Here is a 13,407-nt window from a genome sequence, read left to right as displayed (position 1 = left end):
CTAACGCTTTCTTACAAAAATATTAACACTTACCCCAACTTGAATGCCAAAAACATTATGAGTTGTGCCTGACAGCTTAGGATTTTTGCGAATGTTGCCGCCTAAATCAAACACATAAATTTGATCAAACTCCTGTTCTAGATATTGGCGCATCCCATCAAACGCAATCCCATCGATAAAACTGTTATTGGTCACAAAAGCCACTACACCTTCATCACCGATGCGATCGCTTGCCCAACGAATTGCTTTTACATAAGGATCGGAAAGAGAGTTTTTCAAAGTCGCCTTTGAAGCTTTGGCATAGGTAGCCGCTACGCGATCGTCAATCCCAGTCTTATTTTTAGTCGTGTACTTGCGATTCTTATTATTGTCATTCTCATTCAACTGACCCACATTGTACGGAGGATTCCCAATCACCACAAACAAATCTGATTCTCTTTGTCTTTCTACCCGTTTCATATTTTCAGGCGTAAACAAACCCAACTGCTCAATACGCTGATCCTCAAACGTATCCACTAAACAAATCCCCTCAAAAGCCTCATACTTCCCAGTCTGCTCAAAATACTCATGCTCAATATTCATCGAAGCAATGTAATAGGGCAACAACATTACCTCATTGCAATGCAACTCATGCTCGTACTTATGAGGCAAAGCCGACTTCTGAATTTCCGCAATCTCGCGCATTACCCGTATGATGAAATTTCCCGTTCCCACAAACGGATCGAGAATATGCACACCCTTATCCACCAGAGACTTCCCAAACTCCCGTTGCAAAATCTCCTCCACACTGTTTACCATGAAATTCACAATCGGCTGCGGTGTATACACAATCCCATGCGTGTCAGCCACCTTTGTCGAAAAGCCCTGAAAGAACTTCTCATAGACCGTATTCAGAAAATCCTGCTTTTGCGAAAAATCATCAATCGTTGCCGCCGTCTCCTCGATCGCCCCATAAAACCGATCCAAACTACTCAAAAAATGAGCGCAGCTAAAATGCTTAGAAGTCAAAGCATTGATCACCTTCTCAATCTCAACCGCAATAATATTTCTCTGCGCAAAATCAGGATTATTGAACACACTCCGAAAAATCCGTTCCGTTAGCAAATGCTGAATCAACATCTCCTCAACCGCTGACTCCGCCAGATTGGGATTAATCGACTGACGACAAAGCTGCATAAACGCCGCAAACGCATCAATAAACTTTTTGTTAGTCTTCTCCTGTGTACGGATTAGCTCCAGCAAAGCCGTAGCATGATCCTTTACGCGATCGCCAAATTCCTCAGCCGCCTTTTCCCATTGCGCGATCGCAGGCGCACGATATTCAAAAAACTGGCGCACCACATCCACAAGTTCCTGCTCTTTGGTAATGTCCACATCCATTACCAACTTGCCATCTTGATAAAGAATGGCGCGATCGGGTTGCTGAAAAATAATATTGTCTTTGGGATAGCCCACCGCAAACTTTTTCTGAACTTCCTTCTTCAGATCATCCTTGCTATCCTTCGCTTCCCAATAAGCACGCTGTAAACGATAAATATCTACTAATGCCCCATCAATGCGAATTGGCTGTTTTTGCGATCGCTTAATCGCAAATTGCTGCTCTAAAGTCCAGTCAAACTGTCGCCCACAGGACTCTAACAACTGCTGAAAAGCTGACAGCACCGCACCCTCATGCACTATGCCTAACTTGCCATAGCGATCCAAAGCTTCATAGTAATTTTTAATCGGCTTGTGCGATGGCTTGAGGCTGAGACTTGGCATATTAAGACTGCATGATATTTTTATGTGATAACACTACTATAGACTGAGCGAGAAAATAAAAGCGATCGCAGAAACATTGGCACTCGATTCTGTGGGATAAAGGCTAGGTGGTAAGGCTTTATGTAAAACATATCAACATTTTTTGTTGCATAGCTTTTGATTCTCTAGAATTAACTATATGACAAAGACGTGTTGGTAAATTTTATGTCTTTATTCTGGAGTTTCTTTATCGCGATCGCACCCGCGATCGCCATTCTTTGTTACTTCTATGAATGCGATCGCCAAATTGGTGAACCCTATCAAGACAAGTTCAAAGCTCTCTTGATGGGAATGGCTTGCATCATTCCAGCGGGATTTGTCGAAGGAGTTGGCGCGTATATTTTATCTGGGAATAAAGTCGCTAACTATTTCCAACAGATGAATACCTCAATAGATACTCCTTCGTTCTCTTTGCCAGATGCTTTATTAGGAGGATTCATCCTATCAGCACTCATCGAAGAAGCCTTAAAGCTATTAATATTGCTAGCAGCATTCAAGAAAAGCGAATCCTTTAAGACCAAAACCAACATCATTATGTTAACGGTCTGCATTGGCTTAGGATTTGCTTGTATTGAGAACATTATGTATGTGTTTATGCTGCATAGCAAAATGGGGCATTACATTGCTCAAGCCAGAGCCTTTGTAAGCTTGCCGATGCACGCGATCGCAGGTGTCATCATGGGTAGCATTCTCGCAGAAGCAAAAAGCGCCGATCGACATCGCCCATGGATTGCACTCAAAGCATTATTTGCCGCGATTCTTCTGCATGGCACTTTTAACTCTTTGCTATTTCTCCATACTTGGCTCAGTTCTCTAGCTGTATTTATTGGCTTATTTGGTAGCGTCTTCTTTACAGTGCGCTATTTCCAAAAACTTAATCTAGTTCCAACAACAGATGAGAATCTATCAAGCAAGCAAAGCACCAATAAAAATAGTCGGAAATGGTGGGCTTGGCATTGGCATTCTCCGATTTTGTGGTTAGTCGGAGTTGCCACAGCGATCGCGGCTAGTTATTGGATACCTCAGAGTATGAGTAAATTGGCTGGACGCTATAGCAATAGTAGTGGTGAATCTAGCGCCGTTGCTAGCAATGATGATAATGATGATGGCGACATCTATCAAGTTAAGGCAAAATATGAACGTAAAGACTATGCAGGCGTGATTCGCGACTGCGATCGCATATTAAGCAAAAATCCACGAAACTCTGTAGCCTATAACTATAAAGGAATTGCAAACTTCTTTCTAAACAATGTGGACTCAGCGATCGACAACTATAGCCAAGCGATCGCCTTTGATCCTGAATATGCTTTGGCATATTATAATCGCGCTGAAGCATACTTTTATCAAGAGAATTACACCTTAGCCTTAGCAGATTATGATTTAGCAATTCAAGCCAAAGGCGACTTAGGTAGCAAAGGGAAGAAACGCCTTGCAGATATCTATGCCAATCGAGGCGACGCACTAGGTCGGTTAGGTCGATTTTCAGAAGCTCTTGCATCAGCCGATCGCGCAATTGAAATCAATCCACGGCATGTATTTGCTTGGTATATCCGTAGCTTAGCACTTGGCTATACCAAGAAAAATCAAGAAGCTTTAAAAGCGATCGACAAAGCGATCGAAATTGCCAACTATGCCTATATCTGGCATCAACGCGGAGATATACTGTACGAACTAAAACGTTATCCAGAGGCGATTGTCGCTTACGAAAAAGCTTTCCAAATCGATCCCCAATATGCCCGTGCTATGTATAGTCAAGGCTTAGTTTTAGAAGAATTAGGGCGCGATCGCGAAGCTCTAAAATCATATAATCGCGCTCTAGTCCTCTATCCTGACTGGGAAGAAGTCCAACAATCCCAACAAAAAATCATGCGTAAAATAGCCAAGAAAGGAGTTCGCTAATATGGAAGACCAAGCTCAAGATCCTAAGAAGGGAAGCAATCTCAAAGAACAGGCTCAAAGAGGAAATATAAAAGCCATTTCTATCTTGATGAATCGCTCTTTCCAACGTCGCGGCGTAACTGCTTCAGTTCGACTTAAAGAAGATTGTCTACAGATTTTATTGGAATCTGGAAAAGTACCAGAACAGTCAAAATACGTGTCAATGGTTCTCACGGGCATCCAAAATTTAGCGATCGCCAATATCAACACCCTAGAAATTTATGGAAAGGAAACAAGCTCCGACATTCCTAACTGGAGCCATAAAGTAGATTTAAATCCGCTTCCTCCAATTTATAGGCAAGAAATTACACCTGATATGCTAGAAGGATCTCAGCAAAACTTGAGTACTGAAGCAAAAGATTCTCAAGGAGTCCTGATTACAGACTCAAAACCACTAATCAAGGAATCTGCGGACAAATCTGACAGAAATAAAAAATCTAATTTCCTAATCCAATTACTCACCCAATTAAGTAGTTGCTTTAACCTTAGAGCTGCAATCTATGGATTTTTGCTAGATATTATTTGTTCAGAAGCGGCAGGTTTTTTCTTTACCTCGATCGCGACTGTATTGCTTACCCTTCAGGGGAAAAGCCCCTACCAGATGCAATCAGAATTCTCAAGCAATCTATTTTTGATTATCTATCTATGTATCGGATTAACATTTTCCAGTGCAGGAGGTTTTTTCTCGGCTCACTGTGCGAAACAAAATGAAATCTTTAATGCGGCTTTAACTGGGACTATATCCACGAGTTTGGGGATATTGATGCATTATACAAACCCTTCACCCTCGCCTTCTTGGTTCTTTACAACTGCACTTTATCTAACAATTCCCGTAGCAATCGCAGGTGGCTATCTCAGAAAAATCTTATCAAAGAAGCAACCGCAGAGAGCATAAAGATTCTCAAAATCATTCAGGATTTTTAAATTAATTTATCGACTTCCCTTGGGACGGGGTAGACGAGGGTTGTTTTGAGAAATAACAGAAATATTCGTTGGATGACTTAAAGAAGACTGAGATAGATCGTTGTGAGCAGGGACATAATTATTGGCATTGATAGCGATCGCGTCTAAAGAATTAGTACAAGCTGATGCGATCGCGATAATAACGATAAAGCCATTGCTTAAAAATAGTCTCATACCTTTTCCTCAACTGATATTTAATAGATTGCCAAAAATGTTGAGTTCAAAAGGCTCATTTATGGACTCAGCTTTTGACTCATTTATCCACCTGTCATCGGTCACCGCACAATCTACGCGACTCGTTACAAAACTTAAAAATCAAAAGCAGAAACTGGCTACGCCAGTTTCTGCTTTTTAAAACTATTGTTGAGTTTAATTTTCCATGAACAAAAGTGCGATCGCACTTTTGTTCATGGAGATAACTGTGCGGAGAACCACACTTCAAAAGTGTGGTTCTCCTACTGCTCATAGCTTTGCAGTTATTTCATAATAAAACTGTGAACGAAATAGAAGTACGAAACATCAACTTAATTCTTAATCTACTTCTGAACGTTCCATCGTTGTTTTGAAATAGTTAAAGGTGATATTTATGTTAGTACGTTGGCAACCTTTCCAAGAAATGGAAGAAGTTCGTCGTCAATTTGATCGCTTATTCCGTGAATTTGCACCATTAGATCAGGAAACCGCGAAAGGCGGATGGGTTCCTGCTAGTGAGCTGCGTGATGATGGCGACAATTTAACTCTGAGACTCACACTTCCTGAAATCGAAGCTAAGGATCTTGATATTCAAGTAACCAAGGATTCGATCTCAGTTGCTGGTGAACGCCATGTTGAACGCAAGGAAGAATCTGAAAAAGGCTATTACTGGAGCGAAATGAGCTATGGTAAATTCCGCCGTGTATTTGCTTTACCTGTTGCGATCGAACATGAACAAGTGAAAGCTGAATATACCAATGGTATCCTCACATTGACTTTGCCTAAAGCTAATGAAGTCAAAGCCTTTAAGGTCAACGTCACTGGCGAGTTACCTGCTTCCTAATCAAGAAATGGTGTGCAGAGCACACCATTTCTTGAATTGATTAATTCTTAATCTCAAGTACTGTCAGAATGTAATATAACGGATTTGAGAATAGCCTAGGCTATTCTCAAATCCGTTATAAATTTATTGAGGTTTTACAAGTTTTGATTACAGCTATACCATCAAGCTTTGTCGCCTCTGATTTCCCAGCTATTTGCGGAAATGAAGATGTAATTCAACGCGCTGTGCTAGAAGATGCACCAGTATTTCTACCTAATAATAATCTTCGCATTGAAGAGATTACCTCAGCCTTTGCCTGTGCTTTGCATATGCATCAGCCGACCATTCCCGCAGGAGCAAATGGAGCGCTAATTTGTAATCTGCAAAATATGTTTGAACATCAGGGCGAAGGTGATAATCACAACGCTTCTGTGTTTGCATGGTGCTATAGCCGTATGGGAGATTTTATCCCCCAATTAGTCGCACAGGGCAGTAATCCTCGGATTATGTTGGACTATTCAGGAAATCTGCTCTGGGGCTTGCAGCAAATGCAGCGCCATGACATTTTGGATAATCTCAAGCGCATTACCTGCGATCGCCAATATCAACCCTATGTAGAATGGCTCGGCACGATGTGGAGTCATGCAGTAATTCCATCTACGCCAATTCCCGATGTGAAGCTACATATTCAAGCATGGCAAAGTCATTTTGCTTCGATCTTTGGTATTGATGCTCTAAAACGTGTTAAAGGTTTCTCACCGCCTGAGATGCATCTCCCCAATCATCCTGACACACTCTATGAATACATCAAAGCCCTCAAAGAATGCGGCTATCGTTGGTTGATGGTTCAGGAACACTCTGTAGAACGTCTTGATGGCTCAGGACTCACCCAAGATCAAAAATATTTGCCCAATCGACTCGTTGCCATGAATTCCAAAGGCGAATCGATTAGTATCACTGCTCTGATTAAAACTCAAGGCTCAGATACGAAGCTTGTAGCCCAAATGCAGCCTTATCATGAGGCAAAAGGTCGGGGTAGACAGATGCTTGGTAATATTTCCGTACCTTCTCTCGTGTCGCAAATTGCCGATGGCGAGAATGGCGGCGTAATGATGAATGAGTTTCCCCGTGATTATCCATTGGTCTGGGATCAACTTAAAAATAATGGTCGTGGAAGTTCAGGTGTTGTCGGACTAAATGGAACTGAATATCTGGAAATGATCGAGGCGGCTGGTGTAAGTCCCCTTGATTACCCAGTCGTGCAAGCAGTGCAACAGCATAAAGTTTGGAATAAGGTCGATCAAAGCGGCGATCGCAGTAATCTCAGTACTGCGATCGTAGAAAGAGCCATTACCGAGCTAAAAGCAACCGATCATCAATTTCATATGGACGGTGCTTCATGGACAAATAGTATGAGTTGGGTACATGGCTATGAAAATGTATTGGAGCCAATGAATAAACTCAGTGCCAAGTTCCATGAAAAATACGATCAATTGGTAGCACAAGATCCATCAATTACTAAGCGATCGGATTACCAGCAAGCTCTGCTCTACAATCTCTTAGTCCAAACTAGCTGCTTCCGCTACTGGGGACAAGGCACATGGACAGACTATGCCCGCGAACTCTATCGACGTGGCGAATCTTTGTAGTCTAAAGTTGGCACTTAGTGCCAACTTTAGACTACAAAGCATTATACAATTTTTGAACCTATCAATTTTTCACGCCTATCAAGATTATGACTTTGAAGTGGTTCAATCTTGCATTTAAGTTTCAGGGTTCTGTTGCGCCGATTATTTTACCAAGAGTGTTGATTTTTGCAGGATTTGCCTTTGGAGTCTCGCTCTTTCACTACTATGAACCACAGATCTCTCTCAAGGTTTTGGGTGATCTGACTAACAATGTCGTCTTTAATCTAGTTTTAGGACTTCTCTTGGTGTTTCGGACAAACACCGCCTACGATCGCTATTGGGAGGGACGCAAAGCATGGGGAGCTCTGGTGGTGAATATTCGCAATTTATCCAGATTAATGCAAATCTCAACTAACTGTCCTGAAGAGGAAAAGCAGCAAAGAGAAAAATCGATCAAGTTGTTAGCAGCTTTTGCGATCGCGACAAAACTTCATCTTCGGAGTGAAGCCATCGAGAAGGATCTTGATGAAATCCTTTCTGAAGAAGACATCGTAAAGCTTCGCAGCTCTAAACATGCTCCTTTAGAATTGACACTATGGTTAGGAGACTATTTGCAAAAGCAAGTGCAAAGCGATCGCATTGATACTAATTATTTTGTAACAATGAATAGTCATCTCAATGCTCTGGTAGAAGGGCTAACCAGTTGTGAAAGGATTCTGAGAACCCCATTACCGATTGCTTATTGTATCTATTTAAAGCGCTTGATTTTGATTTACTGCATTGGGTTACCATTCCACCTTGTTGTGGAGATCGATTGGTTAACAGCGATCGCAGTTGGGTTGGTTAGTTTTATCCTTTTAGGAATTGAACAAATAGGTAACGAAATCGAAAATCCATTTGGACATGACTTGAATGATTTACCAATCGACACAATCTGTGAAGGCGTGGCAGCTAGTGTAGAACAAGCGATCGCCTACTGCCCAAAATAAGAAAGGGTGCAAAGCACCCTTTCTTATTTTGGTTATTCTTGTTCTTGGCGATTGATTTGGGCGATCGCTAATTTTGCTAATACTCTTAATACCTCTAGTTCATCATCTAATAATGGTTGCAAAGATTTGATGACGCTTGGATTGCCAATCTTGCCAAGTGCATTAATTGCCGCTTTGCGAACACCTAAATCAGAATCTTGTAGGGCTAATATTAGATGCGGAATTGCTGGAGGATAATTAACTTGTCCAAAAGCCGCAGTAGCCTCAGTCCGAATAATCGGCTCAGGATCAGTTAGCGCAGACACAAGAATATTGCAAGATTTCTCATCTAACTGCTCTTGCGCGACATGCCCAATTGCGCCAATAACTGCACAACGAACATCTAGAGATTCAGAATTCACAGCTTTATACAGATGTTCCGCTGCATCAGCGCCGATAAAGGCTAGAGCCCATGCAGCATGACCTTTAGTATCTTGAGGTTGATCAGGAGATTCCAAAATCTCAAGTAAAGCTTCTGCTGAAGCCTCACCAGTTCTGGCTAATGCTCCCGCTGATGAACTTCTCACAACCGTATCAGGATCATTCAGGAAAGAATGGATTAAGCTTGGCACTGCACTTGGATCGGCAATGATTGTTAGGGTTTTAGCAGCTGCTCTACGAAGGACTACATTCGAGTGACTAGCTAGTGCTTCCGTTAGAAATGGGGTAAATAATTCGCCAATTTCACCAATGGTTTCGGCAAACCTAAGTCTAACTAGACCCCTAGGATCGCCTAGCCCTTCGACTAGTTGGCTGAGGAGTTGACGATCGCTATTGTCAAAAGTCCCAAGGGAAATTTGCTCATTTACCTTTTGAATTAGAATGTCGTTTGAGGCTTGAATATCTAGAACTTGATTATCCATTGTTAAATGTCGATGACGAAATTAAAGGAAAGTGTTTAGGCTTTACTTTGATGTTGGCGAAGTGTCTGGAGGGTAGTATCAATTTTGGCTAGGTTTGGCTCTAAAGTCGCTAGAGCTTGGCTTTTCATGATTTTGGCTCGCTGCGCTGTGGCGAGAGTATCATTTACAATTCTTTCGCGAAACTGCTCTAACTCAGAGATCATTTCTGCTAATTCTTGAGGGGTAGCCTCTGCAATCGAGTTCAGTTCTGGGATGTCAAACATAGTGAGTTATATTGTCTAAAAAATAAATAGATTAAATCGATAGAAAAATATAATTTTAATTGTCTCAGATCACGGCGCAAATGTTTTAACCAAACCTAAAAGCTGTTTCACCCTCGTAGCGGGCGAAACAGCTTTTAGGTTTACATGTTTTAGTGCAAAGCACTACCGTTAATTCTGGCTTTTAATGCGATTAATCGCTTGAAACATCTGGCTATCGGAAACTATTTGCTGACGTTGATTTAACTTGAATTTTTCAACGCGATCGCCCATAGTTTTCTCGGTCACAACGCCCTCTTCTTCTGAAACTTGCCAATTGAAGAGACGATCTAACCCTTCCAAAGGGGCAAATGAAACGGCTCTATCTGTAAATCGCAACAACTGCATACTGCCACCACCAACTGCTGGAGCATTGCTTTGTTGCATTTCCAGTAGCATCTGATGTGCTGGAGATAAAGCATTGGCAGAACTATTGCCAATTGTCACTTGGGCTGTCAGAGAGTCTGTGTTTAAGGAAAATACAGTACTCGCGATCGCCAATAAACCTAAAATTTTGAATGAAGCCATTTACTGCCCCTGAAATTTAACATGGTGAACTGCAACATGTAATATTTCCTTGCCCTTACTTAACCTATCATTTTTTATTGTTTCGCTCTAGCTAAATGTCAGAAAGTTAACACAAAAACCAAAAAGTATGAGGCGGTGCAAAGCACCGCCTCATACTTTTTGGTTTTTATGCTGCCCTGTGCATCATGACAACTCTAAAGTTGGGTTTGGTTGCTATAGTATCGATATACTTCGATTATTTGATAGTTTGTTAAGCAATCGGGTTAAGCAATCGGGTTAAGCAATCGACAAGTAGATTTTAGTAACGACACCATGCTAGAGACGGTAACTGAAGCAGATCAACCAAAGGATTTGTCTAATACACAAGCCATTGATGACATAAATGAGGCTGCGATCGCTGTTGTCGATCCTCCAATTGTTGATGAAGATCTAGAAGTAATTGAAGATGTCGAGATGTCTTTATTCGATCACCTCGAAGAATTGCGATCGCGGATTTTCTATGCCTTAATTGCCATCTTTGTAGGAATAGTTGGCTGCTTTGCTGTTGTCAACAAAATTGTGGCTTTATTAGAAATTCCTGCCCAAGGGGTCAAATTTTTGCAACTTGCGCCTGGTGAATACTTCTTTGTATCGATCAAAGTTGCTGGCTATAGTGGCTTATTGGTGGCAAGCCCTGCGATCTTGTATCAGATTGTGCGCTTTATTTTGCCAGGGCTAACCCGCAAAGAAAAACGAGCGATCGCGCCAATTGTTTTTGGCTCTAGTATTTTATTTGTCCTTGGCATTGTCTTTGCATACGAGTTACTGATTCCTGCTGCCCTCAATTTCTTTATTAGCTATGGCGGCGATGTCGTTGAGCAGTTTTGGTCAATTGATCGATATTTTGAATTTGTATTATTGCTGTTATTTAGTACTGGTTTGGCCTTTCAAATCCCCGTTATTCAAGCCTTATTAGCAATGACAGGTATTGTCAATTCCACCCGAATGCTTGCTGGTTGGCGCTATGTGGTACTTGGCGCAGTCATCCTCGGCGCAGTGTTAACTCCATCAACAGATCCCATGACCCAAAGTTTGCTTGCTGGTGCAGTTGCCATTTTGTACTTTGGTGGCATTTTCTTAGTCAAGGCTATGGGTAAATAAACAATAACCTGTGCTGCCTGATGCTCAGGAAGCACAGGTCTTGGGATTTTATATTAAAAAAATGGAAAATCAAAATATTTTGATCTACGACACAACCCTTCGCGATGGTACACAGCGCGAAGGGTTGTCGCTGTCAGTTGAAGATAAGGTGCGCATAGCTGTTCGCCTCGATCAGATGGGAGTTGCCTTTATCGAAGGTGGTTGGGCAGGTGCAAATCCTAAGGATGGTGAATTTTTTCGACGAATGCAAGAATATCGCCTTAGCAGTGCCGAACTAGTGGTCTTCTGTTCGACAAGACGTGCTGGAATCAAAGCAAAGGATGATCCGATGCTTGTGCCAATTATCGCTGCGGAGACTAAGTGGATTACTATTTTTGGTAAATCATGGGATCTCCATGTCATTGAGGGATTACGTACAACCCTTGAAGAAAATCTTGCCATGATCAGCGATACGATCGCCTACCTGAAAAGTTGCGATCGCCGTCTGATCTATGATGCTGAGCATTGGTTTGATGGCTACAAAAACAATCCTGACTATGCATTACAAACCTTAAAAGCGGCTCTTGATGCTGGAGCTGAGTGGTTTGTCCTCTGCGACACCAATGGCGGCACTTTGCCCGATGAAGTGGCAAAAATTACCGAAGTTGTGAATGAGCGGTTACGTCAATGGGGAGGTAACCCGCAAATTGGCATTCATACTCATAACGATGCGGGCTTGGCTGTCGCTAATGCGATCGCTGCTGTCCAGCATGGAGCAACTATGGTGCAGGGCACGATTAATGGCTATGGTGAACGCTGCGGTAATGCCAATCTCTGCACGGTGATTCCTAATTTGCAACTAAAAATGGGTTATGACTGCATTGATGCAGAAAAATTAGCCCAGATCACTGAAGTCTCACGTCAAGTCAGCGAAATTGTTAATCTTGCGCCTGATGACCATGCTCCTTTTGTGGGTGCTTCAGCCTTTGCCCATAAGGGAGGCATCCATGTCAGTGCCGTACAGCGCAATCCCCTGACCTATGAGCATATTGCTCCTGAAAGTATTGGTAACAATCGCCGCATTGTTATCTCTGAACAGGCAGGTATCAGCAATGTGATCTCCAAAGTCGAAACCTTCGGCATTTGTCTACGCAAAGAAGATCCCGCCTGTCGGCAAATCTTGCAAATGACGAAAGAGCTCGAACAACTCGGCTATCAGTTTGAGTCAGCTGAAGCCAGTTTTGAACTATTAGTTCGCGAGGCATTAGGCGATCGCCCTAAATTTTTTACAATTAGCAGTTTTCATGTTTACTGCTCAACGGAATCAGCTCACCACACTGGATTGGTCAATTCCCAAGCGACAGTTAAGGTGATGGTCAATCATGAAGAGCATCTGACCGCCGCCGAAGGTAATGGGCCAGTTGCTGCTCTTGATATCGCGCTACGTAAAGCTCTGGTTAGCTTCTATCCTGAAATTGCTAACTTCTATCTTACCGACTATAAAGTGCGCATTCTTAATAGTGATTCTGGAACTAATGCAATTACTAGAGTATTAATCGAATTCAGTAATGGTAAAAGGCGCTGGTCAACGGCTGGAGTATCAAATAATATCATCGACGCTTCTTGTAAAGCTCTTGTGGAAGGCTTAGAGTATGGACTTCTATCTACTGTGCGATGTACAAAATCTTAAATAATTTTCTATGGATAGCGCACTGATTATGATGTGCCTTCGCTGTCAATGTTACAGAAAATTGCTGGCGCTCTCAATCAGAAGGTTGAGATTAAGTTTTCAGCGAACGCTCCTTGATACGAGTTTGGTGTAGTCGCTGTTTTGTTTTTCATAAATGAATTTACATTTAACATTTATTCTCATAATTTAAGCGATCGCTTCCCAGTATTTGGCGTTTACAAATCTTTCCAAATGTCCGGCACTGGTCAGTTAAGACGTGAGACAGTGAAAGCCGCACAATGAAAGCAACTCCAGCAAGGAAATCGGTCGATGATATAACCCGATCGCCATAGCTGGAGTCTTGTTCTTCTCTAAGCCCCCATGAGGACGCACCCAGTTGTGAACTAATCTTTGCACAGTGACTGCTCGTTGCAATCCTTCAGTATTCTTAGCATACAAGTTTTGCCTGCGACGATATGCGCTACAGCGTCTTCGTAAGGCACTGTTGTTTGCCTCATTATGATTAGCATGAACGTCACTCTTGTCGCTAATAGCCG

Annotated in this window: 12 protein-coding genes and 1 pseudogene; 7 read left to right on the top strand and 6 right to left on the bottom strand. The window is 42.2% G+C overall.

What is annotated here, in order from left to right; genetic code table 11:
* Positions 1-1,761 (bottom strand): N-6 DNA methylase, encoded by a 1,761-nt coding sequence (locus PseudUWO311_RS22330; RefSeq protein WP_142657435.1) that lies wholly within the window; start codon positions 1,759-1,761, stop codon positions 1-3.
* Between the two features lie 204 nt (positions 1,762-1,965).
* On the opposite strand from PseudUWO311_RS22330, the gene PseudUWO311_RS22325 reads away from it, so the two are divergent.
* Both PseudUWO311_RS22325 and PseudUWO311_RS22320 read left to right on the top strand, forming a co-directional pair.
* On the top strand, positions 1,966-3,699 hold the full coding sequence (locus PseudUWO311_RS22325) for a tetratricopeptide repeat protein (RefSeq protein WP_142657434.1): 1,734 nt from the start codon (positions 1,966-1,968) through the stop codon (positions 3,697-3,699).
* Between the two features lies 1 nt (position 3,700).
* Positions 3,701-4,633: a hypothetical protein gene (locus tag PseudUWO311_RS22320; protein ID WP_142657433.1), complete on the top strand. Its 933-nt coding sequence runs from the start codon at positions 3,701-3,703 to the stop codon at positions 4,631-4,633.
* A 35-nt stretch (positions 4,634-4,668) separates the two neighbouring features.
* Here the strand turns inward: PseudUWO311_RS22320 and PseudUWO311_RS22315 are convergent, their stop codons facing one another.
* Positions 4,669-4,875 carry a hypothetical protein gene (locus tag PseudUWO311_RS22315; RefSeq protein WP_142657432.1) on the bottom strand — a complete coding sequence of 69 codons (207 nt, stop codon included), beginning with the start codon at positions 4,873-4,875 and terminating at the stop codon, positions 4,669-4,671.
* Positions 4,876-5,287: 412 nt separating this feature from the next.
* Here PseudUWO311_RS22315 and PseudUWO311_RS22310 point away from each other — a divergent pair, with 412 nt between their 5' ends.
* The 3 genes from PseudUWO311_RS22310 to PseudUWO311_RS22300 all read left to right on the top strand — a co-directional run bounded on the left by PseudUWO311_RS22310 (position 5,288) and on the right by PseudUWO311_RS22300 (position 8,333).
* The gene (locus PseudUWO311_RS22310; protein WP_142657431.1) at positions 5,288-5,737 is read left to right on the top strand and encodes an Hsp20/alpha crystallin family protein; all 450 of its coding nucleotides are present in this window, start codon (positions 5,288-5,290) and stop codon (positions 5,735-5,737) included.
* 143 nt (positions 5,738-5,880) lie between these two features.
* Positions 5,881-7,365: a glycosyl hydrolase family 57 gene (locus PseudUWO311_RS22305; RefSeq protein ID WP_190303621.1), complete on the top strand. Its 1,485-nt coding sequence runs from the start codon at positions 5,881-5,883 to the stop codon at positions 7,363-7,365.
* Between the two features lie 86 nt (positions 7,366-7,451).
* Complete coding sequence (locus PseudUWO311_RS22300) at positions 7,452-8,333, top strand: bestrophin family protein (protein WP_142657429.1); 882 nt, start codon at positions 7,452-7,454, stop codon at positions 8,331-8,333.
* A 32-nt stretch (positions 8,334-8,365) separates the two neighbouring features.
* On the opposite strand, the gene PseudUWO311_RS22295 is transcribed toward PseudUWO311_RS22300, so the two are convergent.
* The 3 genes from PseudUWO311_RS22295 to PseudUWO311_RS22285 form a co-directional block, all read right to left on the bottom strand.
* Entirely contained in the window at positions 8,366-9,235 is an 870-nt protein-coding gene (locus tag PseudUWO311_RS22295; protein WP_142657428.1) for a HEAT repeat domain-containing protein, read from the bottom strand.
* Between the two features lie 35 nt (positions 9,236-9,270).
* The gene (locus PseudUWO311_RS22290) at positions 9,271-9,498 is read right to left on the bottom strand and encodes a hypothetical protein (protein ID WP_142657427.1); all 228 of its coding nucleotides are present in this window, start codon (positions 9,496-9,498) and stop codon (positions 9,271-9,273) included.
* Positions 9,499-9,666: 168 nt separating this feature from the next.
* On the bottom strand, positions 9,667-10,062 hold the full coding sequence (locus tag PseudUWO311_RS22285) for a hypothetical protein (protein ID WP_142657426.1): 396 nt from the start codon (positions 10,060-10,062) through the stop codon (positions 9,667-9,669).
* A gap of 453 nt (positions 10,063-10,515) precedes the next feature.
* Between PseudUWO311_RS22285 and tatC the strand changes: the two genes are divergently transcribed.
* Both tatC and cimA read left to right on the top strand, forming a co-directional pair.
* Positions 10,516-11,202 (top strand): twin-arginine translocase subunit TatC, encoded by a 687-nt coding sequence (gene tatC, locus PseudUWO311_RS22280; protein WP_223807697.1) that lies wholly within the window; start codon positions 10,516-10,518, stop codon positions 11,200-11,202.
* Between the two features lie 61 nt (positions 11,203-11,263).
* On the top strand, positions 11,264-12,871 hold the full coding sequence (gene cimA, locus PseudUWO311_RS22275) for a citramalate synthase (RefSeq protein WP_142657454.1): 1,608 nt from the start codon (positions 11,264-11,266) through the stop codon (positions 12,869-12,871).
* A 249-nt stretch (positions 12,872-13,120) separates the two neighbouring features.
* Here the strand turns inward: cimA and PseudUWO311_RS24235 are convergent.
* A pseudogene (locus PseudUWO311_RS24235) lies at positions 13,121-13,407 on the bottom strand (IS1 family transposase); the annotation flags it as partial.

Origin of the sequence: Pseudanabaena sp. UWO311 (assembly GCF_006937785.1) — a bacterium.
Taxonomy (GTDB): domain Bacteria; phylum Cyanobacteriota; class Cyanobacteriia; order Pseudanabaenales; family Pseudanabaenaceae; genus Pseudanabaena.
This window is presented reverse-complemented; position numbering and strand designations above follow the sequence as displayed.

Bases quoted from the DNA above. Each gene is read 5' to 3' on its own strand.
- tatC (WP_223807697.1), top strand. From the start codon at position 10,516: ATGTCTTTATTCGATCACCTCGAAGAATTGCGATCGCGGATTTTCTAT.
- PseudUWO311_RS22290 (WP_142657427.1), bottom strand. From the start codon at position 9,498: ATGTTTGACATCCCAGAACTGAACTCGATTGCAGAGGCTACCCCTCAA.
- PseudUWO311_RS22300 (WP_142657429.1), top strand. From the start codon at position 7,452: ATGACTTTGAAGTGGTTCAATCTTGCATTTAAGTTTCAGGGTTCTGTT.
- cimA (WP_142657454.1), top strand. From the start codon at position 11,264: ATGGAAAATCAAAATATTTTGATCTACGACACAACCCTTCGCGATGGT.
- PseudUWO311_RS22295 (WP_142657428.1), bottom strand. From the start codon at position 9,235: ATGGATAATCAAGTTCTAGATATTCAAGCCTCAAACGACATTCTAATT.
- PseudUWO311_RS22330 (WP_142657435.1), bottom strand. From the start codon at position 1,761: ATGCCAAGTCTCAGCCTCAAGCCATCGCACAAGCCGATTAAAAATTAC.
- PseudUWO311_RS22320 (WP_142657433.1), top strand. From the start codon at position 3,701: ATGGAAGACCAAGCTCAAGATCCTAAGAAGGGAAGCAATCTCAAAGAA.
- PseudUWO311_RS22310 (WP_142657431.1), top strand. From the start codon at position 5,288: ATGTTAGTACGTTGGCAACCTTTCCAAGAAATGGAAGAAGTTCGTCGT.
- PseudUWO311_RS22285 (WP_142657426.1), bottom strand. From the start codon at position 10,062: ATGGCTTCATTCAAAATTTTAGGTTTATTGGCGATCGCGAGTACTGTA.
- PseudUWO311_RS22325 (WP_142657434.1), top strand. From the start codon at position 1,966: ATGTCTTTATTCTGGAGTTTCTTTATCGCGATCGCACCCGCGATCGCC.
- PseudUWO311_RS22315 (WP_142657432.1), bottom strand. From the start codon at position 4,875: ATGAGACTATTTTTAAGCAATGGCTTTATCGTTATTATCGCGATCGCA.